This window comes from Streptomyces sp. NA02950 (assembly GCF_013364155.1).
Lineage (GTDB): Bacteria > Actinomycetota > Actinomycetes > Streptomycetales > Streptomycetaceae > Streptomyces.
On sequence record NZ_CP054916.1, the window covers coordinates 45,330 to 67,077 of the forward strand.

22 protein-coding genes and 2 pseudogenes are annotated in these 21,748 nt (G+C 67.9%); 18 read left to right on the plus strand and 6 right to left on the minus strand.

The window, feature by feature from the left end:
- Positions 1-19: 19 nt before the first annotated feature.
- Genes HUT19_RS00225 through HUT19_RS42505 form a run of 9 tightly spaced genes read left to right on the plus strand, consistent with a single transcriptional unit; the run spans position 20 to position 10,036 of the window.
- On the plus strand, positions 20-1,507 hold the full coding sequence (locus tag HUT19_RS00225) for a CpaF family protein (protein ID WP_176178507.1): 1,488 nt from the start codon (positions 20-22) through the stop codon (positions 1,505-1,507).
- A complete protein-coding gene (locus HUT19_RS00230; protein WP_176178508.1) occupies positions 1,504-2,430 on the plus strand; it encodes a type II secretion system F family protein in 927 nt (308 codons plus the stop codon). Before HUT19_RS00225 ends, HUT19_RS00230 begins: the two co-directional genes overlap by 4 nt.
- Positions 2,427-3,311: a type II secretion system F family protein gene (locus HUT19_RS00235; protein ID WP_176178509.1), complete on the plus strand. Its 885-nt coding sequence runs from the start codon at positions 2,427-2,429 to the stop codon at positions 3,309-3,311. The genes HUT19_RS00230 and HUT19_RS00235 overlap by 4 nt, the downstream gene beginning before the upstream one ends.
- 32 nt (positions 3,312-3,343) lie before the next feature.
- Positions 3,344-3,550 carry a hypothetical protein gene (locus HUT19_RS00240; protein WP_176178510.1) on the plus strand — a complete coding sequence of 69 codons (207 nt, stop codon included), beginning with the start codon at positions 3,344-3,346 and terminating at the stop codon, positions 3,548-3,550.
- Positions 3,550-3,978 (plus strand): TadE family protein, encoded by a 429-nt coding sequence (locus tag HUT19_RS00245; RefSeq protein ID WP_303331491.1) that lies wholly within the window; start codon positions 3,550-3,552, stop codon positions 3,976-3,978. The genes HUT19_RS00240 and HUT19_RS00245 overlap by 1 nt, the downstream gene beginning before the upstream one ends.
- 26 nt (positions 3,979-4,004) lie before the next feature.
- The gene (locus HUT19_RS00250) at positions 4,005-4,421 is read left to right on the plus strand and encodes a TadE/TadG family type IV pilus assembly protein (protein ID WP_254885329.1); all 417 of its coding nucleotides are present in this window, start codon (positions 4,005-4,007) and stop codon (positions 4,419-4,421) included.
- Positions 4,422-4,889 (plus strand): pilus assembly protein TadG-related protein, encoded by a 468-nt coding sequence (locus HUT19_RS00255; RefSeq protein ID WP_176178512.1) that lies wholly within the window; start codon positions 4,422-4,424, stop codon positions 4,887-4,889. It begins immediately after the preceding gene.
- Positions 4,889-8,257 carry a LysM peptidoglycan-binding domain-containing protein gene (locus tag HUT19_RS00260; RefSeq protein WP_176178513.1) on the plus strand — a complete coding sequence of 1,123 codons (3,369 nt, stop codon included), beginning with the start codon at positions 4,889-4,891 and terminating at the stop codon, positions 8,255-8,257. The genes HUT19_RS00255 and HUT19_RS00260 overlap by 1 nt, the downstream gene beginning before the upstream one ends.
- Positions 8,258-8,317: 60 nt before the next feature.
- Positions 8,318-10,036 carry a DUF2637 domain-containing protein gene (locus HUT19_RS42505; protein ID WP_254885330.1) on the plus strand — a complete coding sequence of 573 codons (1,719 nt, stop codon included), beginning with the start codon at positions 8,318-8,320 and terminating at the stop codon, positions 10,034-10,036.
- A 366-nt stretch (positions 10,037-10,402) separates the two neighbouring features.
- Here the strand turns inward: HUT19_RS42505 and HUT19_RS00270 are convergent, their stop codons facing one another.
- Both HUT19_RS00270 and HUT19_RS00275 read right to left on the minus strand, forming a co-directional pair.
- A complete protein-coding gene (locus HUT19_RS00270) occupies positions 10,403-11,308 on the minus strand; it encodes a phosphotransferase (protein ID WP_176178514.1) in 906 nt (301 codons plus the stop codon).
- A gap of 33 nt (positions 11,309-11,341) precedes the next feature.
- Entirely contained in the window at positions 11,342-12,733 is a 1,392-nt protein-coding gene (locus tag HUT19_RS00275; RefSeq protein WP_176178515.1) for a helix-turn-helix transcriptional regulator, read from the minus strand.
- A 478-nt stretch (positions 12,734-13,211) separates the two neighbouring features.
- On the opposite strand from HUT19_RS00275, the gene HUT19_RS00280 reads away from it, so the two are divergent.
- The 9 genes and pseudogenes from HUT19_RS00280 to HUT19_RS44135 form a co-directional block, all read left to right on the plus strand.
- The gene (locus tag HUT19_RS00280; protein ID WP_176178516.1) at positions 13,212-13,586 is read left to right on the plus strand and encodes a DUF6415 family natural product biosynthesis protein; all 375 of its coding nucleotides are present in this window, start codon (positions 13,212-13,214) and stop codon (positions 13,584-13,586) included.
- Complete coding sequence (locus tag HUT19_RS00285; protein WP_176178517.1) at positions 13,583-14,008, plus strand: hypothetical protein; 426 nt, start codon at positions 13,583-13,585, stop codon at positions 14,006-14,008. The genes HUT19_RS00280 and HUT19_RS00285 overlap by 4 nt, the downstream gene beginning before the upstream one ends.
- Positions 14,005-14,589 carry a hypothetical protein gene (locus HUT19_RS00290; protein WP_176178518.1) on the plus strand — a complete coding sequence of 195 codons (585 nt, stop codon included), beginning with the start codon at positions 14,005-14,007 and terminating at the stop codon, positions 14,587-14,589. Before HUT19_RS00285 ends, HUT19_RS00290 begins: the two co-directional genes overlap by 4 nt.
- Before the next feature lie 505 nt (positions 14,590-15,094).
- Positions 15,095-15,226, plus strand: coding sequence for a hypothetical protein (locus HUT19_RS43875; RefSeq protein WP_303331496.1), 132 nt, complete (start codon positions 15,095-15,097; stop codon positions 15,224-15,226).
- A 129-nt stretch (positions 15,227-15,355) separates the two neighbouring features.
- On the plus strand, positions 15,356-15,565 hold the full coding sequence (locus tag HUT19_RS00295; RefSeq protein ID WP_176178519.1) for a DUF5999 family protein: 210 nt from the start codon (positions 15,356-15,358) through the stop codon (positions 15,563-15,565).
- Positions 15,562-16,824 (plus strand): GntR family transcriptional regulator, encoded by a 1,263-nt coding sequence (locus tag HUT19_RS00300; RefSeq protein ID WP_176178520.1) that lies wholly within the window; start codon positions 15,562-15,564, stop codon positions 16,822-16,824. The genes HUT19_RS00295 and HUT19_RS00300 overlap by 4 nt, the downstream gene beginning before the upstream one ends.
- A 363-nt stretch (positions 16,825-17,187) precedes the next feature.
- The gene (locus HUT19_RS00305) at positions 17,188-17,340 is read left to right on the plus strand and encodes a hypothetical protein (RefSeq protein ID WP_176178521.1); all 153 of its coding nucleotides are present in this window, start codon (positions 17,188-17,190) and stop codon (positions 17,338-17,340) included.
- A gap of 83 nt (positions 17,341-17,423) precedes the next feature.
- A complete protein-coding gene (locus HUT19_RS00310) occupies positions 17,424-17,609 on the plus strand; it encodes an FxLD family lanthipeptide (protein ID WP_176178522.1) in 186 nt (61 codons plus the stop codon).
- 128 nt (positions 17,610-17,737) lie between these two features.
- Positions 17,738-18,112, plus strand: a pseudogene (locus tag HUT19_RS44135) (lantibiotic dehydratase); the annotation flags it as partial.
- Here HUT19_RS44135 and HUT19_RS00315 read toward each other — a convergent pair.
- From HUT19_RS00315 to HUT19_RS00330, 4 genes and pseudogenes are all read right to left on the minus strand, one after another.
- Positions 18,085-18,363, minus strand: a pseudogene (locus tag HUT19_RS00315) (CRISPR-associated endonuclease Cas3''); the annotation flags it as partial. The pseudogenes HUT19_RS44135 and HUT19_RS00315 sit on opposite strands and share 28 nt — an antisense overlap.
- A 237-nt stretch (positions 18,364-18,600) precedes the next feature.
- The gene (locus HUT19_RS00320; protein WP_176178524.1) at positions 18,601-19,350 is read right to left on the minus strand and encodes a hypothetical protein; all 750 of its coding nucleotides are present in this window, start codon (positions 19,348-19,350) and stop codon (positions 18,601-18,603) included.
- Positions 19,347-19,592: a hypothetical protein gene (locus HUT19_RS00325; RefSeq protein WP_176178525.1), complete on the minus strand. Its 246-nt coding sequence runs from the start codon at positions 19,590-19,592 to the stop codon at positions 19,347-19,349. The genes HUT19_RS00320 and HUT19_RS00325 overlap by 4 nt, the downstream gene beginning before the upstream one ends.
- On the minus strand, positions 19,589-21,727 hold the full coding sequence (locus HUT19_RS00330; RefSeq protein ID WP_176178526.1) for a hypothetical protein: 2,139 nt from the start codon (positions 21,725-21,727) through the stop codon (positions 19,589-19,591). The genes HUT19_RS00325 and HUT19_RS00330 overlap by 4 nt, the downstream gene beginning before the upstream one ends.
- Between the last annotated feature and the right edge of the window lie 21 nt (positions 21,728-21,748).

The following is a 21,748-nucleotide window of genomic DNA, read 5'->3' on the forward strand; positions in this document are numbered from 1 at the left end:
CCCAGACCCGACGGTTCGGATGCCGCCGCCGTCGACCGCTGACACTCCGGTCTCCGCAGGCACCCTGCGGAGCCCGGGTGTTGCGGCGGGGAGCGCGGGACAGCACCAGGTACTCGGAGCGGCGGTGCCGTCGCTGGTGGTGGATCGGGATGCTGTCGCACTGGTCAAAGACCGCGTGGCCCGGCAGGTGACCGACTTCCGGAAGGCCTCGCCGATGGTGGGCGTGGACACCGTGGAGCAGCGTGCCCGAAACTGGATCAACGAGGCGGTGGCGGAGTGGTCGGACGCCGCCGCGGCCGAGCGCGGAGTGAGTCCTACAGCGGCTGAGGACGCGGCGCTGCGCCGGGCGGTGTTCGACGAGCTCTTCCGGGCCGGCCGTCTCCAGCAGCACCTGGACAACCCCCAGGTCGAGAACGTGTTCATCAACGGGCATGACGAGGTCTGGCTGGACTTGGCCGGTGGACAGCGGGTCCGGGCTGAGCGGGTGGCCGACTCTGAGGAGGAACTTCGGGAATTGCTTCGGCGCCTGGCCAGCGGTGACGGCGGCCAGAGCGAACGCACCTTGACCACGGCCAGCCCGATGCTGGCGCTGCGACTCGCGGACGGATCGCGGTTGCAGGCTGTCACCGAGGTGAGTCCGCGGACCTATGTGACCATCCGTCGGCACAGGGTCCAGGATGCCGATCTCGAGGAGATGATGCGTCTGGGCATGGTCAGCCCCACGCTGTCGGCGTTCTTGTCTGCGTGCGTGAAGGCGGAGAAGAATGTGCTGATCGCGGGCCCGCAGGCAGCCGGTAAGACGTCGCTGATGCGGGCAATGCTCAAGGAGATCGGCCCGGACGAACGGTTCGCGACCATCGAGACCGAGTTCGAACTGTATGCCCACAAGAACGGGTTTCACCGCCAGGTCGTGCCGATGGAGGCGCGGGAGTCCAATGGTGAGCGCGGCCCGGATGGGCGGCTGATCGGCGAGATCACGCTGATGGACCTGATGTACCGGGCGCTGAGGATGTCGCTGTCGCGGATCGTGGTCGGCGAGGTCCGGGGCCCGGAGATCGTGGCGATGCTTCAGGCGATGACCAACGGGCAGGGCGGGAATCTGTGCACCCTACATGCCTCCGATCCCGGGGTGGTCTTCGACCGAATCGCTGAGCTGTATCTGCTGGCGCAGGGCAACATGTCCGAGCAACTGGCGTACCGGCAGGCGGCCAACGGGCTGGACTTCATCGTGTTCGTACGGATGCTGGATGAGTCGAAGATCGGCGGGCAGCGTCACCGGTTCGTCTCCCATGTCCTGGAGGTCACCGGCGTCGGTGAGTACGGCCGCCCCGCTACCAACGCGATCTTCACCCCGGGTGAGGAGTTCGGCGAGGTCAGGGCCGTGCCGAGGATGCCCCCGTCCTGCCTCGCAGACCTCCGCCGCGTCGGGTTCCAGGACCACCTGCTGAACGGCGCATACGACAGCTGGGCTGGGCAGCCGCTGTCGCTGAAGGTGGCCACGGCATGACGAAATTGATCATGATGGCGTGCGGGATGGCCGTCGCCGGAGGTGTGGTGGCCCTGGCACTGGGGGTGGTGGGCACCACCGGCCCTGCGCGGCCGAGTCTACTGGCCCAGTTCAGGGCCCGGAAGGCGGGCCAGCCCGACCCGCTGGAGCTGCGGATGAAGCGACAGGCCCGTCTGATGGCCGGGATCACGCTCGGCCTGGCGGTGTGGCTAGTGACCGGGGTATTCGTGGCCGGGGGCCTGGTGGCACTCACCGTCGTGGGGTTGCCCTGGCTGCTGTCGCCGACCAAGTCCTCCCAGGCCCGGATCATCCAGATGGAGGCTCTGAGCCACTGGGCGCGCCAGGTGGCAGATGGTCTGAGGGTCGGGCGGGGACTGCAACAGGCCCTGACCGCGAGCCGGAAGGGCGCTCCGGCCTCGCTGGAGGAACCAGTGGAGGCCTTGGCGGACCGGCTCCAGCTCGGCTGGAACCCCGAGGACGCCCTGCGCGAGTTCGCCGACGAGCTGGGCGATATCACGGCAGACAAGCTGGTAGCCGCTCTCATTCTGTCCATCGCCGACCGTGGTCCGGGGCTGGCGCAGTCGCTGGAGGACCTGGCCGAGACCATCCGTGAGGAGGTCGGCAAGCGCCGCAAGAGCGAAGCGGACCGAGCCAAGTCACGGCAGACGGTGCGCTGGATGGTGTTCATCACCCTGAGCCTGGTGGGCTTGGGCTTTCTGGTGCCCAGCTACACGGCGCCGTACGGCACGCTGCTCGGCGAGCTGGTCCTGGCCGCGGTGTCCGCAGGTTTCATCGCCGTGCTGACGTGGATGCGGTCGCTGGCCGAGTACCGGCCCATCCCCCGCTTTCTGGCCCCCGATCCGCGCAGCCGTGTCCGCAGCACGGTCGACCCGGCGACGGCCGTCGGACGGGAGACTTCATGAGTACCAGCCTTGCTGTTCTGTCCGGATGCACCACCGGGGCGGGGTTTGCCCTGCTGGTGCGGGAACTGCTGCGTCCGCAACCGTCGTTGGCGGCAGCCCTTCAGCGCACGCCTCCCGGCGGTGCCCAGCAGAGTGAGGCGCCGCGAGACCGGGACGCGGTCTGGGGCCGCTGGCTGGTCGACCGCTTCGGCGACCTGCCCGGGGTGCGGATTCCGACCCAGAACCTCGCCCTGCTTCAGCAGACCCCCGAGCGGTTTGTGCTGACCAAAGTTGCCTTGGCAGCCCTGGGGCTGCTGGCCCCGGCGGTTGCCGCCACACCGTGGCTGCTGCTGGGCGTCGGCATGCCGTTCTACGTGCCGGCCGTGGCCGGGCTCGCCGTCGCAACGCTGCTGTGGATCATGCCGGACCTGTCTGTACGCGACCAGGCCAAGCGGGCCCGGGAAGAGTTCGCCCACGCGCTCACCGCCTACTTGGACCTGGTGGCGCTCAAGCGCTCCGGTGGTTCCGGGCCCACCGAGGCCATGGAGCGGGCGGCCGCCGTCGGCAAAGGGTGGCCGTTCCAGCTCCTTCAGACCGCCCTGCTGCGGGCTCGTGTTGACCGCATTCCCCCGTGGGAGGCGCTGGAGGAACTCCACCGGGAGCACGATCTGCCCGCCTTGGAAGACATCGCCGAGATCATGCGCCGCTCGGCCCATGACGGAGCCGCCGTCTACACCAGCTTGCGGGCCCGCGCCCAGAGCCTGCGCACCGAACTCCTCGAGGCTCAGGCAGCTGAGGCGAACGCCAACAGCGAGCGGATGACCGCCCCCGGTGCCCTGCTCGCGGTGCTGGTCATGCTGCTGATCGCCTTCCCAGCTGTTCTCCGGATCCTCGAGACCTAACTCCCGATCACCAAAGAGGGGAAACCCCTGTCATGCGTTACTTCGCCGCGAAGACCGCTGTTGTGCTGGCCGCCGCTCTGAGTCGGGGGCTGAAGGAGGTCCGGCGCCGTCCCGACCGGGGCGACATCAGCATCACGACCATCATCATCTGGGTGGCGGCCATCGGCGGCGCCATCGCCATCGCCGGGACCATCGCCGCCGTGGTGGCGAAGTACAACGGCAAGCTCTCGGGCATCTGATGCCGTCTGTCACATCGACCGCCCAGCAGAGGTGGAGAAGGCGCCTGGCCAGTGACCGAGGCGACGCGTCGGTGCAGATGGCGATCATTTTCCCGTTCGTCATACTGCTCACGATCGTGGTCGTGCAGGCGAGCATGTGGTACTACGCCCGCCAGATCGCCCTGGCCGCCGCCCGGGAAGGTATTGCCGCGGGCCGCACCTATCAGGCCGGGCCTGGCACGGGAGCGAACCGCGCCCGCGAGGTGCTGGACCGCACGGCCGGCGACAGCCTGCGCCGGGCCACGGTGTCCTCGGCCGGGAGCACGGGAGAGCGGATACGCATCCAGGTCAGTGGCGCGGCACCGTCGCTGCTGCCATTCGTGCCCGACCTGCCGGTCACCCAGTCCGCGTCCGGCGCTGTGGAGCGCTTCACCACGCCGGGGGGATGAGGCGGTTGCGTACTCTCCGGAAGCGCATGCGCGAGGACCGGGGCAGTGAGGCGGTGCAGGCCGCCATCATCACCCCCCTGTTAATCATGCTGGTGTGTCTGGCTCTCGCGGGAGGCCGTCTGGCGATGTCGGGCTCGAAGATCGACGCCGCCGCTGAAGATGCCGCGCGGGAAGCCTCCATCGCGCGAACGTCAACCACCGCCCAACAAGCGGCTACCGCGGCTGCGCGGGAATCCTTGCGCGACCAGGGTCTCAGCTGCGCGAGTACCAGCGTGGACACCAGCGGCCTCAACGCTCCGCTGGGGCAGGCCAGTTCGGTCACCGTGACCGTGCGGTGCACGGTCGACCTCACCGACCTGCTGCTACCCGCCCCGGGGTCCCGCACGCTGACCTCGACCTTCACCTCGGTCATCGACCAGTACCGGCAACGCGAAGGACACTAGATGCGCCTGAACCGAAGCGTGGCCGCGTTCTGCCGCTCCCGCTGTCCCACTGGCGACCGGGGCGGGGTCGCCGTCTACCTGGCCATCTGTGTCCTGCCGCTTCTGGCCATCATCGGTATCGCCGTCGACGGCGGCGGCAAAGCTCGGGCAGTGGAGCGCGCCGATGCCCTGGCCACCGAGGCCGCCCGAGCCGGCGGGCAGGCGATCGACCCCGGCCAGGCCATCCCCGGCCACGCCATCGTCGCCGACCCGCAAGCCGCTCAAGCAGCAGCACGCTCCTATCTGCGCGCCACCGGCACCCACGGCATCGTGCGGGTCTCCCCCGATGGCAAGTCCTTGACCGTGACCACCCACACCACCTACCGCACCAAGTTCCTGGCCGCCGCCGGCGTCGACACCCTCGCCGTGACCGGCCATGGAAAGGCCACCCTTCTCTACGGTGTCGACGCTCCCGAGGAAGGCCCGTAATGCCCCCTCCCCCACTGCCCACGAAACCCCGCCACGCAGTACTGCGCGGCCTGGCCGCCCTCCTGCTCCTGGCCGCCACCATCGCCGGGCTCCCTGTTCTCCTTGCAGTGGTCACCACAGCCCTATGGCACAGCGGCCACGACGACCTCACGCACCTGCTGGACCGCCAGGACACCGGCGGAGCCTTCCTCCTGGCCCTGGTCGCCATCGCCTGGATCGCCTGGGCCCACTTCACCTTCTGCGTGCTCGCCGAGATCCCAGCCCAGCTCCGCGGACGCGCACCGCGGCCCTCCCGCCGGATCAACGTCAGCCGCCACGCCGCTGCTGCCCTGATCAGCAGCGTCCTCGTCCTGCTGCCCACCGGCACCGCACTGGCCACACCCAGCCCGGCGGCCGCAGCCCCCACCGCCGAGTCCACCCCCGGCACCGCCAAGACCCACCACGACCAAGCCCCCTCCCCCACCGCCACCACGGAACGCGGCAAAGGGCAGCACACCTACACCGTGCAGGACACCCGTCCGGCCGAGAGCCTGTGGAGCATCGCGGAGAAGCAACTCGGCGACGGCGAACGGTGGAAGGAGATCGCCGCCCTGAACCAAGGCCGCACGATGACTGATGGCAGCCGCTTCGACGCCGACTCCTTCATCCAGCCCGGCTGGAAACTCCTCATGCCCGGCAGCCCAGGCTCCGGCTCCGGCGACCCTCATCAGGGCGGCTCTGGACGCACGGTCACCGTCGCGCCCGGCGACACACTCTCCACGATCGCCGAGGAGCAACTCGGGGACCCCGAGCGCTACGACGAGATCTTTGACCGGAACAAGGGCCACGCCGGGCCTGACGGCCGCCCCCTCACCGACCCGGACCAGATCCACCCCGGACAGCAACTCCTCCTACCCTCCCCCACCGCCCCGCACGACCGCGACACCCGCCCAGGGACGGATACCGAGCGGCGCCAGTCCGGTGACCACGAGAACAACCACGACAGCACCTCCCCCAGCCCCCGCAAGCCGGACCACGACACCCGCCGGCCGGACGCCAGCCCCCGCCCCCAGAACCCGCGGCATCACCACGACCGGAGCAGGGAGCACACCCCCGGCAGCAAGGACGGCCGTCGCGGCGAGGAGACGACACGACCACCCGCCACCCCGGCCCCCACACAGCAGCACACCGACACTTCGCATCGGTCCACGCCCGAGCCCGCCGCACATTCCGAGGGTGTCTCCGTGCGCACCACCGCGGGGGTTGGTGCCCTGCTGGCCGCCGTCCTGGTCGGCGGCATCGGCCTGCGGAGGCTCATCCAGCAGCGGCGACGCAAGCCCGGCGAGACCATCGCCATGCCCGAGGAGTCCAGCCGGCTGGAGCAGACGCTGACCGCCAGCGCCGCACCCGCCAGCGCCGAACTCCTCGATACCGCGCTGCGCACACTGGCCCACCAGGCCGCCCAAGCAGAGTCCACACTTCCCGTGGTGCGCGGCGCCCGGGTCACCGCGAGAACGGTCGAACTTCTCCCCGACACCCCCGGGGAGCCGATGCCGCCGTTCGCCGCCGGGACTGGCGACTGGTGGGCGCTGGACGCACAGGCCGAACTGCTGGAGCCGGAGCGGGCCCGGCAGGTTCAGGCCCCCTACCCGGGGCTGGCCACACTCGGCACCGATGCCGAGGGCACGCTGTACCTGGCCAACCTGCCCCAGCTTTCGACCCTGCTCATCCAAGGCGATCAGCCGCAGGTGGACGCGGTGTGTACGGCGATCGCGCTGGAAACCGGCATGAGCCCGTGGGCGGACCAGGCCGACATCCTTCTGATCGGCTTCGGACGTGAGCTGCCCCGCCTGCTGCCCACCAGCAGGGCCCGGCACCTCCCCCACGCCGCCGCGGCGATCCGCGACCTGGGCGAGCGGCTTTTGGAAGCGCACCAGGACCCCGAGCTCGGCGCCCAGCTGCCGTGGATGCTGATCTGCGCCAGCCGCATCAGCGAAGAGGAGGCGTGGCAGTTGGCCGACGCCCTCGACAAGGCCCGGGGCCTGAAGGTCGCCGCTGTCCTGCCCGAGAGCGGCATCGGCCATCTCTTCCCCAACGCCGAACAGCTCAACGCGGGAACCGATGAGGAGGCACAGGAACTGGAGGTGCTCGGCGCGCGGATTCAGGTCCAGTCCGTCTCCAGCACGGCCTACGAACAGCTGGTGGCCACCCTCGAAGTCACCGAGCAGCCGTCACGGCCCGCGGACGGCGCATGGGAGAAGGTACCGCCGGAGCCGCCCACGCCCCGCCCCATCCCCGCCCAAGGAGGCGAGGCTCTAGAGGACGCAGGTCCGGGAAACGACGAGCAGGCACCGGAAGGACCTTTCCCCGCCCTGATCGGAGCCGCCAGCGACCCAGCGGGGCTACGGCTCCTCTCCCCCTCCGCGCCTTCCCCCCGTCTCCCGCAGGACAGCGATGACATCGCCGACCCGGTCGAATGCCCCGCTGCTGAGCGAACCGACGTCGAGGCCGCTAAGCCCGAGCTCACCGACGCCGCCGCGGATCCCGGCAGTTCGACGGACCGGAACGCCGGGGACTCCCCCGCTCCGGGCTCTCCCACGGATGACGCGCCGGAGGTACCGACAGCGCGCGATCTACACGCTCCGGAAGTCCGGGTCCTGGGTCCCCTCGAAGTAACCGGCGTCGGGGCCTCCGGGCACGGCCCCAAGCTCACCGAGCTCGCCGTGCTGCTCTACTTCCGGCCCCACCGGGACACCGCGGGAATCTGCGAAGCCATGGACCCGGCCAACCCCTGGTCTACCAGCACCCTCAATTCCCGCATGTACGGGCTGCGCAACAAGTTGGGGGTCGACGCCGACGGCAACCCCTACGTCCCCCGCCGCACCCGCGGAACGGACAGCTACCGCCTGGCCCCCGCCGTTCGCTGTGACTGGACCATCTTCCAGCAACTCGCCGAGAGAGGCCTGACCGCAGCATCACCCACCACCGCGGCAGGCTACCTGGAGCAAGCTCTGAGCCTGGTGCGCGGTCGCCCCCTCGGCGGCCGGGACCTTCCCTGGGCGGCACCGCTACAGCAGGAGATGATCAGCCGGATCATCGATGTCGCTCACACTCTGGCCACCTACCGATCCGACCCCACTCATGGAGAGCTCGACCTCGAGGCAGCCCGCCGCGCCATCGCCGTGGGAATCGACGTCGAGCCCACCGCCGAACTCCTCTACCGCGACTGGATGCGCATCGAGCACGCCGCCGGTAACCGCGGCGGACTCCACACCGCCATCACCACACTCCAGCAGGCCATCCGCACGCTCGACCTCGACCTCGAGCCGGAGACCGAGCAGTTGATCAGTCTCCTGCTCATCAACACTCCGTCCACAAACGCGGTGTAGGAAGAAGGTCAGATGTTGATGAGGCAGCGGCGGCAGGTGGCAACTGACGGAAACGGACACGTGCCTGCAACCTCACCTGGGATCCACAAGGCCTTAATCGCCGTGGTCGTCGCCGGAGCGGTGGTGATCGCCGCGATCGGCTTCGCCGGCTCCTACGCGGCCGTACGCGATCTCGCACATGACAAGGGCTTCGGCGACTTCGCCAACGTCTTTCCCATCGGGATCGACGCCGGGATCGTCGTGCTGCTCGCCCTGGATCTGCTGCTCACCTGGATCCGAATCCCCTTTCCCCTGCTGCGCCAGACGGCCTGGCTGCTGACCGCCGCCACGATCGCCTTCAACGGCGCCGCCGCCTGGCCGGATCCGCTCGGGGTCGGGATGCACGCCGTGATCCCGGTGCTCTTCGTCGTCTCCGTCGAGGCGGCCCGGCACGCGGTCGGCCGGATCGCCGACATCACCGCCGACCGGCATATGGAGTCGGTCCGCATCGCCCGTTGGCTGCTCGCGCCGGTGCCCACCTTCCGGCTCTGGCGCCGGATGAAGCTGTGGGAGCTGCGCAGTTACGACGAGGTCATCAAGCTGGAGCAGGACCGGCTGGTCTACCGCGCCCGGCTGCGGGCCCGCTACGGGCGCGCCTGGCGCCGCAAGGCGCCCGTCGAGTCGCTGATGCCGCTGCGGCTCGCGCGGTACGGGGTACCGCTGAGGGACACCGCCCCGGCGGGGCTGGCCGCGGCCGGACTGGAGACGAACGCGGTCCTGCCGTCCGCGCTTCCGGCCGGCACGAGCACGGGCACGGGGGCGACGGCGGGTGCGGCCGACGCTACCCGGGCCGATGGTGATGACCCGGCTTTCCGGGAAACCCACCCCACACTCAAAGCCGATGGCGCCGGTCCCGCAGCTCCGTCTGCGGCGCCTGCCCCGAGGCTTGCCAACGAGGACGTGGTGCTGCCAGTCGGCGCCCGGGGGCGGCAGCTCGATGGCCACAGCGTGCTGAACGGCCAGGGCGTCCACGTCCCCGAGCAACGCGAGCCAGAGCCGTACCCCGAGCACGAACCGGTAGGGCGACCGTTGGCCGAGACGCCGAACGACATCCCGCTGGACGAGGTGTTCTACGGCGACTTCCGCCACCACCTCGACGACAACGGCACGTTCCCCTCTTCGTTCCAGTTCGGGCAGCTGCGGCAAACTGGTGACGTCACCGAGCTGACAAACCGCGTGCGTCACCCGACAAATGGAGATCACTCCCCCGCTCCCCCGGAGAAGCCGTACGTTCCCTCGGCACCCAGTCAAGAAGCGAACGACGCCCCCACTGGACCTCGCCCTGACACTGCCGAATCACCGAAGAAGCCCGCACCCGAACAGAGACACAGTGATCTACCATCACCCACAGAGACCGTGGCGGACCGCTACTACGACGCCTGGTGCGCCTACCGCGACAAACATGGCGAGCCGCCGAAGGGCGCCCAGCTCTCCCGATGGCTCTACGACCATGGCATAAAGGGACGAAGTAACGGAGCGGTCAGTCCCAGCACCCTGCGCCGTTACATTGCCGCCTTCCCCTGCTTCGAGATCTGGAACGAGCACTGCGACCTCCAGGGCAAAGAGCCGACTGCCGAGCAGCTACTGACAGCCCTGACCGAGCGCGGAGTGAAGCGTAATAACGGGGGCACACCATGGACACTCGAGGACCTTGAGCCCCTACTCCCTGACTTCCATCGGCGGCGCCGACTACGCTCCCCGATCCACCTCCCAATGCGCACCACGACCACTGCGCGATGACAGTTCGCGCTCTGTGCATCAGCCTCAATGCACAGACATCCCGCCTCGAACTCCCTGCTGATCCGACTGCGCAGCACGACGCCTTGCGCGATCTGATCGGGAAAAGCATAGATCGGGCTAAGTACCACCAGCAGGCACTCTTACACGTCCATGGCGATGGAGTCAGGATGCGGCTTCGTCCGACCTGCGTCACCGGCCAGCCCCAAGTCCGTCGATGTGCAGCACCAATGGAAGGTAGCGCTCGTATCTGAGTCAATGTCCCAAGGCACAAGGATCATGCGGCGGCTGCACACGATGGAGGTCTCAGGCACCACCGGAGGTGACGCCGGCGTAAGCGGTCCACTCGGCGGCGAGCCTGACTTGTCATCAGAGGAGCTTCCACTGCTCGAACCTGTCCTGACGACGAAGCCCGTTCACACGTCGCTCAACCTCCTGCAAGCTGCTTGGAGCATGGTTGACCTTCCGGGCATTGGTGGTGACCATCTGCAGCTCACGGATGGCGGCCAACGTACAGTACCCCGACCAGCGTGTGACATCCCAGCCGTAGGCCTCGGCGAAGGCCGCGTAATGCCCTTGTCCGTGGCCGAAACGCCGGCAGTGAACCTCCAGGGTGACCAGATCCCACTCCGGCTGACCGACAGCCACGGTATCCCAGTCGCAGAGGACAGCTTCGCCTTCAACGGTGTGGAGGGCGTTTCGGTGCTGCGGATCGCCCTGTATCACCCCCTCTGGTAGCTCGAACTGCACCGCACCAAGGTCGGCCTCAAGCTGATCGGCATACTCGACCAGAAACGACAGTCCCTCGTCGGGAAGGCAGGTGCTCGCCGCGAGTGACCGTCGGATCGTAGTGAGGTTGTCGTGATTCGGTAGAGCCACGGGTGGCGTGGTGATTGCGTGGAGGGCGCTAAGAGGCTTGGCGAGCTGGGCTGCAGCAACCGGATGATCAGGCTGGGGTAGGTAAGACCAGAAGGTAATGGCGTGCCGGTCAATGACGACGGGCTGGTCGGGGAGAAGCAGCGGGACGGTGGGGAATCCAGTATCCATAAGCCAGCGGACGAATTTGACCGTGCGCGCTACGTCATCGACGCGCGATCCCCTTCGCGCGATCTTGGCGACGACATGTTCCTTTTCGAGAAGGATGACCGCATTGGTGTGCCCTCGAAGGAGGCGTGCGTCGGAGCAGTCAAGGCCGATGGTCGCGCAGCCTCGTTTCAGGACCTGATGCATCTCGGACTCATCGAACCCGCCAGGGGCAGGTGCCGCTTCTGTCATGGGGTCCAGGCTGACCGATGAGAGGCGGTGCTGTCACCTCTGTCCAGGAGGGCGGCCAAGGATCTCGTGGAGCTGTCGTGCAGCTCGACCTCTCTGCGTATCGGAGGGAAGGGCCCCGATGACCTCGCGAGCTCGCTGTTCCACGATCGGAGTGCGGTGCTCCGGGGAGATTCTCAGGAACGTGACGCTAGCCAGTTGGCACGCCTCGACCGGATTGCCCTCGTGAGCCAGGCAGATGGCTGCCTCGAAACCGAGGAGTGCAGGGTCGATTCCAGTCTTGGTCGGGTAGAGCCGAAGGGCGGCCTCCTGAACGCGACGTGCCTGGCCTGTGCGACCCAGAGCTGTCAGGGTCCCACTCTCGTAAAGCCTAAACCTTCTCTCGGGAAAGGCGAATGCGTCGTTCTCTGTTGAGCCTCCGGCCTTGCTTTGCTCGAACGCCGCAGTGGCGTGCCGGAGCGCAGCATCCGCACCCTCGACATCACCCAGCTTCGCCAAGGCGCGTGCCTCAGCCGCTGACGCGAATGCCGCAGTGGCGCTGGGCCGACCGCGGCATATGATCCGAGCCTCCCGGGACAGACTGACCGCTGCCTCCAGCGGACCATAGTAGAAGGGCAGCATCGCGGCCTGTGCCCTCACCCTTGCCCGCACCTCGGTATTGCCGCTGTCATCCGCCGCGTTGCGCGCCGTGGCGTACCAGGACTGCGATCGGGGCAGTTGTCCCAGCTTCATCAGGGCATCAGCAATCAAGGTGGCGAGCATGGCAGTCAACTCCGACAGCCGGACCTGGACGGCAGCTGGCTGCCGGCTCACTGCCAGGTCCTCTACCTCCGACAAGTGGCCGAGGAGCACTGCGATCATCGGCGCAGGTGGCGTGTAGACATATTGCTCGCGTGCCCAGAGCACCTGCTCATCCAACAGATCCAGCTGGGTCGCACTGACAGTACCAACCGCCAGCGTGCGGTCCACCGACCGTCGTGCCGCGTCCACTTGCTGTTCGAAAGACCCGGCCACGAACGGCCCCGGCGAGACCGGGGGTGCAACTAGCGGATCAACAGGAACAGCAGTACTCGACGAATCCTGGACGGCTGCGGCTGCGGGCCCAAACCCCAAATCCTGGGATCCACACCCGTAGTACTCGCAGAGCAGTCCGACGGTGGCAGGGCGCGGTTGGTGCCGACCAGTCTCCCAGTGCCCAAGCTGATCACCATCCACCCTTGGAGCGTCTGCACGCCCCTTGCTCAGGGTATTCAGACCGTCAGCGACTTCCTTCAGGGTCAGCCCCCGGGCCAGGCGCTGGGCACGCAGCGAGGTTACCGAGCAGTGAACCCGGATGGCTTGCGCCACCTGGCGGGGGGACTCGCCACGCCGATAGGCCATCTCCCTTAGCTGCTTGGCGCATGACGGACGGTGCGGCTTCACGTCCACGATTTCCCCCTCAGCTGGCTCTTTACTCAGAAAGGGTAGTGACGTCCTATCGGCTATGCGTTCAAAACAGCGATCTCTTTACAGTGAAGCGCCCGAATCAGTAACTTGACGCCTTCCAAAGTCACTGATCAGTGATGCATCAAGGTTGTCCGCTCGTGGCGCCAGGGGGGAATCTTGCTGAACTCGAACGGCCAACAAGCTTCTCAATGGCTAGAGGCCTGACATCGCGTCACCGAGTCTACGAGTGCCGTGGTTCCGAAGAATGGCATCCGGCGCAGAACAGGAGGTGAATATCGTGACAGCCGCCCTGCAGCGTACAGACACGATGGAACGTCACCGTTCCCAAGCAGCGGGAGAGCTCGAGAGTCTCCCGCAGTCCGTCGTACCAGTCCTCTGCACGGGTGAGATCTCGAGCCGCCAGCGCCGGAATCTAAACGTCGAGCCTGCCCGGCTCGTCCCAGCGGCAACCGTCCATGCGTTGATCACCGCTCTGCACAAGTCGTTCGTCTCCGACGAGGGAATCGACGACGACCTGGACACGGCCATCGGCTTGCAGTCCGCCCTGCTCACCATGGAGGACGTTCAAGGACTGGCACCGCGCATCCACCGCCACCTGCACCAGTTGCTGAACATGCTGGTCCAGCGTGCCGCCAGAGTCCAAAGTCCGGATCTCACGGTGTTCGCGAACCGAGCTCGCCAGCTTGACCTTCACACCCTGCCCGCTAATTTCGCATCAGCCCGAGGATACGTGCGCCGACTGGCACTGCTCACCGAAGACGTCCTCGAGGTGCTGAGAGCCGAGGCAGCAGACACAGCTGGCTCCACCTCGGTCGAGGAATGGTGGTCAGTATGACCATGCCCCGCGGCTACTGGTGCCAGGTCATCTACACGGAACCAGGCCAGCGCGACGCCGTGGCACTGAGCACAACGACGGGCTTCCCCGGCCGCACGATCACCTGGCTCAGGACGAACGTACGGAACATCGCCGTCAATCTGGATCGCGACTCCTTCGGCATCGTCTGGGCATGGCTCGGCGACCACCAAGGCGCGGGCGCCGCCGTCCACAATCTGCACAAGGACATCCCCTACACCGCACGTCTTGGTAGTAACGAGCGCCCTGTGTGGCTCATCGTCCACCCGGTCTCGTGCCTGGACCTCGTCGATACCTGCACTGGCTCCTCCCCACGCGTCTTGTCCGCTCTCAGCCCGGTCCGCGTGCTTCACGGTCAGACGGCGAGCCCTCTGCACTGCCCTGCCCAACGGAGGTCCGCATGAACAGCCTGCCCCCGTCTAATGACCGAGCGGCTCTCGTGATGGCTGCGCACGAGCTACGCTCCGCTCTGCAACAGGCGGGGATCAACGGTCCATGTCCCGCGATCGGACTGCACGGCCCTCTCATCGGGCTCAGTACCGTCACCTCTGCTGAGGCCGTTGAGCTGGCCCGATTGATCCGCAAAGGCATGCGAGAGACCTTCAAGGTTGCCCGGCGACTGCGAAGGGGGTTCCTCGCGCACGACCTGGACGTGCCTGACCTGAAGGTGGACAGCGGTCGCATCATGCTCGGAGAGGTCTCCGTTCCCACCGCCGCGCGACTCGCCATCCTGCTCGGCGCCCCACGGGACGAAGTCGAAGCCGGAGCCGACGCGAGGGAATGCGCGGCCAGGTGGGCCCACCAGGTGCGAGTTCGTGACCTGCTCTCCGACGCGTACAAGGCCGTCACCGGTTGCCTTCTTGTCGATCTGTACGCCCACCCGGACTGCATCCGATGCAATCAAGAGCCTGCCATCCAGCTCGGCACCATCGATATCGATCCCGCCCAGCGTCTGCTGGCAACCCTTCGAGGCACCGTTCCCTGAAGCCGGTCGCCGGTGCGGACCGGAATCGACGCACCGGCGGCCTCTCTACGTGGGTCCTCTCTGTCCCGGTGCGGACGCCATACACCCGCCCCTATGGCAGCCCCGGGACACCCCCGGAAAGGACGGCGCCACTGCCCATCCACCATCGCTGGGAGCTGGTGCCCCGGCCGCCCTCGCCCGCAGTCACCGAGTGGCGGCCGGCCACGGCCATCCCCTAACCCATCCCCTGGACCACATCGAGGAGACATCTGTGTCCGCCGTGCCCACCGCGTAGGCAGGGCGAACCCGAGCCCGGCCGGGGTTCATCCGCGCCCTCAGCGGCTGGCAATGGAGCAGATGCTGTGCCATGTGTGCGAGCTGGAGGCCGAAACCAATGAGCTGGGTGTGCTGTGGATGGAGCCCCATTGACCCTGCAACCCCCATCCGCCCGTCAACGGCCCGCCCACCGGTCTGCGTGTCCTGCGCCATGGATCACGGGACCGGTGCCCGGATCAGGTGAACCGGCGTGCACACCTTCCGTGTTACGCCCCCGATGCCCGAGTACGTCATGGGCACACACCACTACCCGAGCCTCAACGGAGTCCTGGCCGCCCACGGCTCACTGGAGACGAGCTACCAAGACAGCGAAGTGACGTAGATCCTGGCGCACCTGCCCATCTCCCTCGACGACTCCTTCATTGGCAGTACAGCGTCTCCGCGGAGCCCCTCGTCAGCCGATCTCCAACCACCGCACGACGTTCCCCACCCCGCAGGAAGGACCAGCCCCATGTGCCCGCACACCCCAAGGTGCCCTGCGGCCGACGCCACCGACGCGGACGCCGCCCACCCCATCGCCATCCGTTTAGAACAGGGCTGGACACTGCTGTGCAACGGTGTCCTGCTCTTCGACGACACCGGCGAGATCAGGCCTGATCTGGAGGTCGTCCCACCCCGCCGCGTGGCGACCACCGCACATGGGGAGAAGGCGGCAGCATGAGCGGCGAGGTGCAGAGGCAAACAGCAGAATCCAGCTCCACACCCTCGGACTCCGCAGGCACCCGTCGTGCGTTGCGCGCTGACCTGCTGCGCCTGGGGCGGATCGGCGGCGCAAGGTCCGCGAGCTCATCTGCCGCCGTCATCGAAGGCCACGCCCTCATCGACCGACACACCGACCCGTGGGTGCCGCTGGCCGAGTGCCGCCGAGAAGCCGCAGCCGGTTCACCAGCGGACCAGGCCCGATGGTCCCGGCTGATCGAGGCGGTCACCCACCCTCCGAACCCGACCGATGCGTCGTACGAAAAGCTGATCGTACGCGTGGGCAATGCACGAGACCTCCTACGCACACTGGCGGACACCCTGCCTCCGTTCGTGCCGGTCGCAGATGTCGCCCAGCGGATCGAGCAACGGATCAAGGCAGGTACCTACCCTCCCGGTGCGGTCCTGGCACCTGGCCGGATCGCCGCGGACCTGGCCCTCCCTCTCCAAAGCGTCCATCTGGCCCTGGCTGACCTTGCGGACACAAGCGTGATCGAGCAGCAGGCCAACGGTCGCGCCCGAGTCCCCGGTGCACACCCTCTCAACGACCGGCCCCGCCAACTCGCCCAACACCTACGCGAACTGGCAGCGGGCGGCGCCTTCAGTACCGGCACAGCACTGCCGGACCGACGGGAACTGTGCCGCATCCTGGTCACGGGAAAGAAGCCGCTGGCCATCGCACTGCGCCTCCTGCTCGAAGAGGGCTTGCTGGAGCGCGGTACTCACCGGCGGCTGACCGTGCGTCGAGATGCAGTGAAGCAAACCAACCCAGCCCCGCGCCGCCTTCCCGAACCAGCCCCGAACCTGAAGGGCCTTCACACAGACGAGATCCGAGAGGCAGTACGCCAGGCACGCACCTGGTGGAACGCACGACTCTCACCAACGCCTGGCGCACTGGATCAGGTCATCGACCAGCTCAACGCGGCAGCTCATCAACTAGCCGACCGGGCCCAACGTGGGCCCCTCCCGCCATCCACCACGCGCCAGGAGTTGTCCACTCTTATCGCGCGCACGACCATCACAGCCACCGCCGTACACCATCCCCACTACCAGCTCCGGATATGGCACACAGCCTGCCTCGCCACGGCCGTGGGCGACCTGCTGGCGCTCCTCGACGTCATTGACCGCTTCCGCCCGGTCGGCTCCACCACGACCCCCTTACGGCGTGACGTCGAGAGCGCGCTGCTGCATGTGCGGTTACCCGCCGTCGAATCAACCTGACGAAGAGGGAAGCGGCCCGTGTACACGGTCTCGGGCATGGACGTGATCAGGTACCGCTCATTGAGTCGGACCACCACGTCATCCGGCTCACGTCGACAGTGACTGGCTTTCGGACAATCTCAACCACCTGTCCGTCGAGACCTGACGGGGGCGGCCGGTCCGGCGCGTGGAAGCGGAAGGGGCAGGCACCTTGCCTAGACGTTGCGACGCAGCAGCTGACCTGCCCCAATGCCGCTACGACTTCGGTCAGTTGAGCTAACGGAGGAGTACGCGGCAGCGACCGGAACGCGATCGCCAAGGTCGGCTGCTGAACGTCAGACCTTGTGAACTGATACCTCGAACCACCGGAAGGAGGACCGTCCCATGGCTGAGTGGCTGCCCGAACACGATGAGGCGACACGTCTGCGTAATACCGGATGGTGGGGCGTTCCCAGCCATGTCATCCGAGCCCACTCGCTGGCCGTCCCGGACGACCAGCTCCCCGGGGGCGAGGCATCTCCGAGCGGCATGTCCTAATTCTCATCTCCTGGCCTTGAACGCACCACCCATCGGGGGCCAGGTCGGCAAGAGCACATCCATTCCCTACTGGAGGAACAGAGATGGCAACGACGACGAGCAGTACATCGCCGCGCGACCTCGCTTTGACCCAGACAGCGGACGAGCCGGACGGCTTCGTCCTCGACATCACCCTGCTGGAGATCGCGGACCCCGCCGGTCTGGTCAACATGACCGACGACAACTGCGGTTCCACTTGCCAGAAGACGACCTGCATCAGCGCCGTCTGACCCTCGGTCGGCCGGGCGCTTCCTGGCGGGGTATCACCGCCAGGTGGCGTCCGGCTGTCAGCACCGAACTACGACTCCGGGAAGGCCACGTGAGGTCAACAGATATCGCCGCGAGGGGCTATCGCGCGATGGACTGGGCGTTGATCCGGTCGGTCCCCCACGGCTCGCTGTCCCTGCCAGCGTGGCCGAACCTGAGCGGCACCGCTGACGGCCAGGTCTATCAGCAGGTGGAATGGCTGCGACGGGTCTGGGCGACCGCCGCCGTCTCCGAGGCGATCAGCTACGCCAGCCCAGGACTCGCCCGGCAAGTCCAGCACCTGCGGGCCTCAGATGCCCCGGAGCCGCGGCAGACCCGCCGTGCGGCACTTTCTGTGGCCCGCTACCTGCTGCGGATGACCGGGCGTCCCACCCCGTCCGGCCTGTTCGCCGGAGTAGCACACGCTTCGTTCGGAGACCGACCCGACCTGCGGTGGGGCACAAACCATCGGGCGGTGGCCCGAGCCGACGCCGAGTGGAACCGGTCCCCCACCATGCTCTGGAACGGCGGAGTAACCTTCCCCAAGTCATGCAAACAAGCCCAACAACCCACCAACCGCCGCGACGCACCCTCATCCAACTCCAGGCACTCAGCGATCCGCCGCCGGGACCGATGCCCCAGCATCACATCCCACAACCGACCAGCCATAGCCGCCGTATCGAGCAGATGACACACCAACGGATAAGGCCACGGCAGACCCCGTGCCTTCCCCCACAACCGCGCATCAAGGAAACTCCCGGCAGCGGCGCACGCGGCTCGTCGGGCAGCCCCGGGCCCCGCGCCAGGACCGGTGGCGTAACGGCCTCACGCCCGTCGCGGCTCATGGCCGCGTGTTGTAGTGCTGGACCATCTGTAGACGGACCGCGCGGTTGCCGACCATAGCGGTGAGCGGGGAGTGGCCGGTGCCGCCTGGGCTGAAGTCCTGGCGGCATGGGACCGCTCCGCGATGAGCTGTCAGGTGGGTGTCCAGCCTCGCACTTCGAGGTGGGTGATCTGCGCACCGGGTGCGAGGCGGCCGGTCTCCACCATCCAGGCGCGTACCGCGGCGGCGACGTCGCCGCCGTGCGCGTCGACCCGGGCCTTCCACTCCCGTGCGTCGAACCCGGCTTCGCCCAGGCCGGGGCCGGCGCTGTTGCCGTACGCGCGCTCTTCGGTGCTGTCCTTGCGCTGGACGACGTTGCGGCGCACGCCCGGTGAGTCGGCCCAGCGGCCGGAGTCGATGAGGAAGTACTTCTTCTTCGCCCGGACGGTGAACGCGATCCGGCCCTGGGCCGCGGCGGTGTTCTCCACCACCGGCCGTAGCCGGGACGCGCCGGAGGCGATGTGCTGCTTGGCGGCGCGGGCCATCGTGGAGTGGCCCGGAGTGGCGACGACGTCTTTGGTGCGCACCCGGGCCGTCTTCCCAGCCTTGGTCCGGCGGCGGTGAACGTACGGCTGCGCCACCGCCTTGAGTTCCGCGACCGTGGTGGCGGTCCCGACCTGCAGTTCCTGGACTGCGTACCGCAGAGCCTCCTCGTAGGAGGCTCCTTTGCCCTTGGTGAAGAACTGGGAGACCAGGGATGGGTTGCGGCCGATGATTTCGCCGACGTCGCGCTTGGTGAAACCGGCGCTCAGCAACTCCCGGGTGAGCCGAGCCGCCTCATTCAGCTGTGGCTGACCAGCACGGCCACGGCGGCCGGTCGCTTGGCGTCTGCGTGGTGTCACGCCGCCTCCTCGAGGTCGTTGCGGCAGGCGTGATCGGAGTAGGTGACGGTGTCGTCGCGGAGCAGGCCATCGCCCGTCGCACCGCATGCATGGCGGTGCCATTCTGCGTGCCAGGTCACCTCGGTGTTGCAGCCCCAATCCTGCTGAGAGAGCACGGTGGCTTCGTCCGCCGACATCTGCTCACCGGTGGTGTCACCCGCCAGGTGTTCCCGCTGGCCGCCCCACTGCACTCTGTTGCTCATAGCCCGGCCTCTTGCTCCTCGGCGAGGTGGGCGCGGCCGAGGGTTTGCAGCGACAGCAGTTCCTCCTCCGTACGCGGGCCGGTGAACGGCCCGGGCAGGTGGCCCTTCTTGAGGTAATCGCCCGGCTGTCCGTGATACGGCCAGGCCGCGTCGTGGGTGGTGTAGATGGCGTCGGTGCGGAACGCCACGATGGAGTCGGGTGGCAGGTGCAGTGCGCCGACGTAGGCGTTGTCCTCGCGCATCTTCGTCGACAGCAGCGCAGCCCGGGCACCGGACCATACTCCGGCGGCCCACTCCGGGTGCGTGTACGGGTCGCGGGAGAACCCGGCGCTGCGCTGCCAGGTGATCGTCTCACCGTCGGAGCCGATGATCTGCGCACCGGCCGGGATCTCGTGCTCATGACCGACCGGCACCGAGCGGGTAATGATCCTGGGGCGCTGGGCAAAGCCACCAATGCCATACAGCAGGATGCTGCGTACCGCCCGCGAGGCGAGGTGGGCGGCGGTGCGCTGTCGCTCATCCCCGTGGTTGGCTGCGAGGGCCTGGAGGGATGCCCAGGCGTCTTTCAGCTTGGTCGACCAGTCGCGCAGCGGGGTGCTGGATTCCCAGAGCAGGCCGTCGAGGATCTCGATCCGCCAGGGGGTGATCGGGTTGCGCAGGGCGAGGTTGACTTCCGCGCCCCCGGCCCAGGTGGTGAAGGTCTGGCCGGGCTCGGCTGGGTAGTACCAGGCCCGGTCTCCCGCGGCTGGCGCCGGGAGGATCCCGACGTGGTCCCAGCGGTCGGGCACGGTGACCCGGATCTGCCAGTGTGAGGGGGCGAAGAGTGCGTTGGTCTGCTCTTTTTCGGTCATCGCGGCGAAGGCGGCCGCGGTGATGCGGCGGGGTGCGCCGACGCCGGAGGCCCAGGTGTGCTTGGCGTAGGCGAAGGTGCGGTCGTACTCCACCAGCTGCGGGAGTTTGTCCGGCACGCGTGGCGGGGTGATGAGCTCGGTGCGACCCTGTCCGGCGGTGGCGTGCAGCAGTCCGCGGATCTCCTCCGACATCACCGGGTAGCCCTCGGCCCACCGCGACCCAGCCTTCGCCGGGATGGTGCGCGACCACAGGTCGCGGCCGGTCTGCGAGGGCGAGCCCATCAACGTCACATCCGGCCAGTGCCGGTGCAGTGCCCTCCACAGCATCACGAAGGCGTCCCGCACAGTTGCGGGGTCAGCGCCGTCGGAGTCGAACCACTCCCCCACCGAGCGGATTTCGGTGTGTTGGTCGCCGCGCTGCCAGCGGCCCACCGGGTTACGCGGGTGGACCAGGTGTCCTGCCAGGCGGTCCTTGCCGCGTGAGGACTCCACCTGCCAGCCGGGTACTGGGGCGTTGAGCCAGGCGGCGACGGCATCACGCAGGAAGGGGTACCGGTCGGTGTCGCGGTGCCACGGGTCGCCGGCGGTGATGTAGATCCGCTCCACGCTGTCGGGAACGGTGGCGTACACAGCGGTGAGGATCTCGGACACGCTGGCGGTGCCCAAATCCAGGCGCACGGTCTGGTCGCGGTGAACGAGAACACCGGTGTTCGTGTCGAGGAATGCCATCTGGCGCGGTTGCTGAGTGAAGGTGGGCCGCTTTGAGGCGAGGTTCGGCGCCGGTGCACACCAGGCGTCACCGCGTTCCCCGGGCGGGATCGACGGCAGCTCCCGTACCTGCGGCTCAGGCGCAGAAGCGGCGACTGCCGGCCCGGGCTGGTCCAGCGCGCCTTCCACAGCCTCCGGCACGCCGTCGTCCGCTGCTCGCAGGTCCGTGTCGAGGGCGGCACCGTTGTCGGCGGCTGCAGGCCCCTGTTGACGGCGCAGGTCCGGGGCAGGAGCGCCGGCAGGGCCCGGCGCCGGGGCAGCGGGGGCGGCTGGCGTCGGCTGCGCGGAAGGCGGCTGCTGGGGGCCGAGATGCGGGACCAGGGCGACGACGTCGACGACGCTCAGTCCAGCCGCCGGGGCGATCCGTTCGGCCTTAGCCTTCTCAAACGTCCCCAAGGCCACGATCCGCTTGTCCCGGTCCGACTCCAGACGCTGCAGCTCCTTGCGCACTGCCTTGATGTCGTCGCGAACTCGACGCAGCTCGCCAAGAGCTGCGGTGAATTCTTTGCTGTCCATCACGGTCTCTTCCCGGCGTTG

What these genes read in the sequence shown, in the direction of transcription:
- HUT19_RS00225 (WP_176178507.1), top strand. Translation starts at nt 20, where the DNA reads ATGCCGCCGCCGTCGACCGCTGACACTCCGGTCTCCGCAGGCACCCTG.
- HUT19_RS00230 (WP_176178508.1), top strand. Translation starts at nt 1,504, where the DNA reads ATGACGAAATTGATCATGATGGCGTGCGGGATGGCCGTCGCCGGAGGT.
- HUT19_RS00235 (WP_176178509.1), top strand. Translation starts at nt 2,427, where the DNA reads ATGAGTACCAGCCTTGCTGTTCTGTCCGGATGCACCACCGGGGCGGGG.
- HUT19_RS00240 (WP_176178510.1), top strand. Translation starts at nt 3,344, where the DNA reads ATGCGTTACTTCGCCGCGAAGACCGCTGTTGTGCTGGCCGCCGCTCTG.
- HUT19_RS00245 (WP_303331491.1), top strand. Translation starts at nt 3,550, where the DNA reads ATGCCGTCTGTCACATCGACCGCCCAGCAGAGGTGGAGAAGGCGCCTG.
- HUT19_RS00250 (WP_254885329.1), top strand. Translation starts at nt 4,005, where the DNA reads ATGCGCGAGGACCGGGGCAGTGAGGCGGTGCAGGCCGCCATCATCACC.
- HUT19_RS00255 (WP_176178512.1), top strand. Translation starts at nt 4,422, where the DNA reads ATGCGCCTGAACCGAAGCGTGGCCGCGTTCTGCCGCTCCCGCTGTCCC.
- HUT19_RS00260 (WP_176178513.1), top strand. Translation starts at nt 4,889, where the DNA reads ATGCCCCCTCCCCCACTGCCCACGAAACCCCGCCACGCAGTACTGCGC.
- HUT19_RS00270 (WP_176178514.1), bottom strand. Translation starts at nt 11,308, where the DNA reads ATGACAGAAGCGGCACCTGCCCCTGGCGGGTTCGATGAGTCCGAGATG.
- HUT19_RS00285 (WP_176178517.1), top strand. Translation starts at nt 13,583, where the DNA reads ATGACCATGCCCCGCGGCTACTGGTGCCAGGTCATCTACACGGAACCA.
- HUT19_RS00290 (WP_176178518.1), top strand. Translation starts at nt 14,005, where the DNA reads ATGAACAGCCTGCCCCCGTCTAATGACCGAGCGGCTCTCGTGATGGCT.
- HUT19_RS00295 (WP_176178519.1), top strand. Translation starts at nt 15,356, where the DNA reads ATGTGCCCGCACACCCCAAGGTGCCCTGCGGCCGACGCCACCGACGCG.
- HUT19_RS00300 (WP_176178520.1), top strand. Translation starts at nt 15,562, where the DNA reads ATGAGCGGCGAGGTGCAGAGGCAAACAGCAGAATCCAGCTCCACACCC.
- HUT19_RS00305 (WP_176178521.1), top strand. Translation starts at nt 17,188, where the DNA reads ATGGCTGAGTGGCTGCCCGAACACGATGAGGCGACACGTCTGCGTAAT.
- HUT19_RS00310 (WP_176178522.1), top strand. Translation starts at nt 17,424, where the DNA reads ATGGCAACGACGACGAGCAGTACATCGCCGCGCGACCTCGCTTTGACC.
- HUT19_RS00325 (WP_176178525.1), bottom strand. Translation starts at nt 19,592, where the DNA reads ATGAGCAACAGAGTGCAGTGGGGCGGCCAGCGGGAACACCTGGCGGGT.
- HUT19_RS00330 (WP_176178526.1), bottom strand. Translation starts at nt 21,727, where the DNA reads ATGGACAGCAAAGAATTCACCGCAGCTCTTGGCGAGCTGCGTCGAGTT.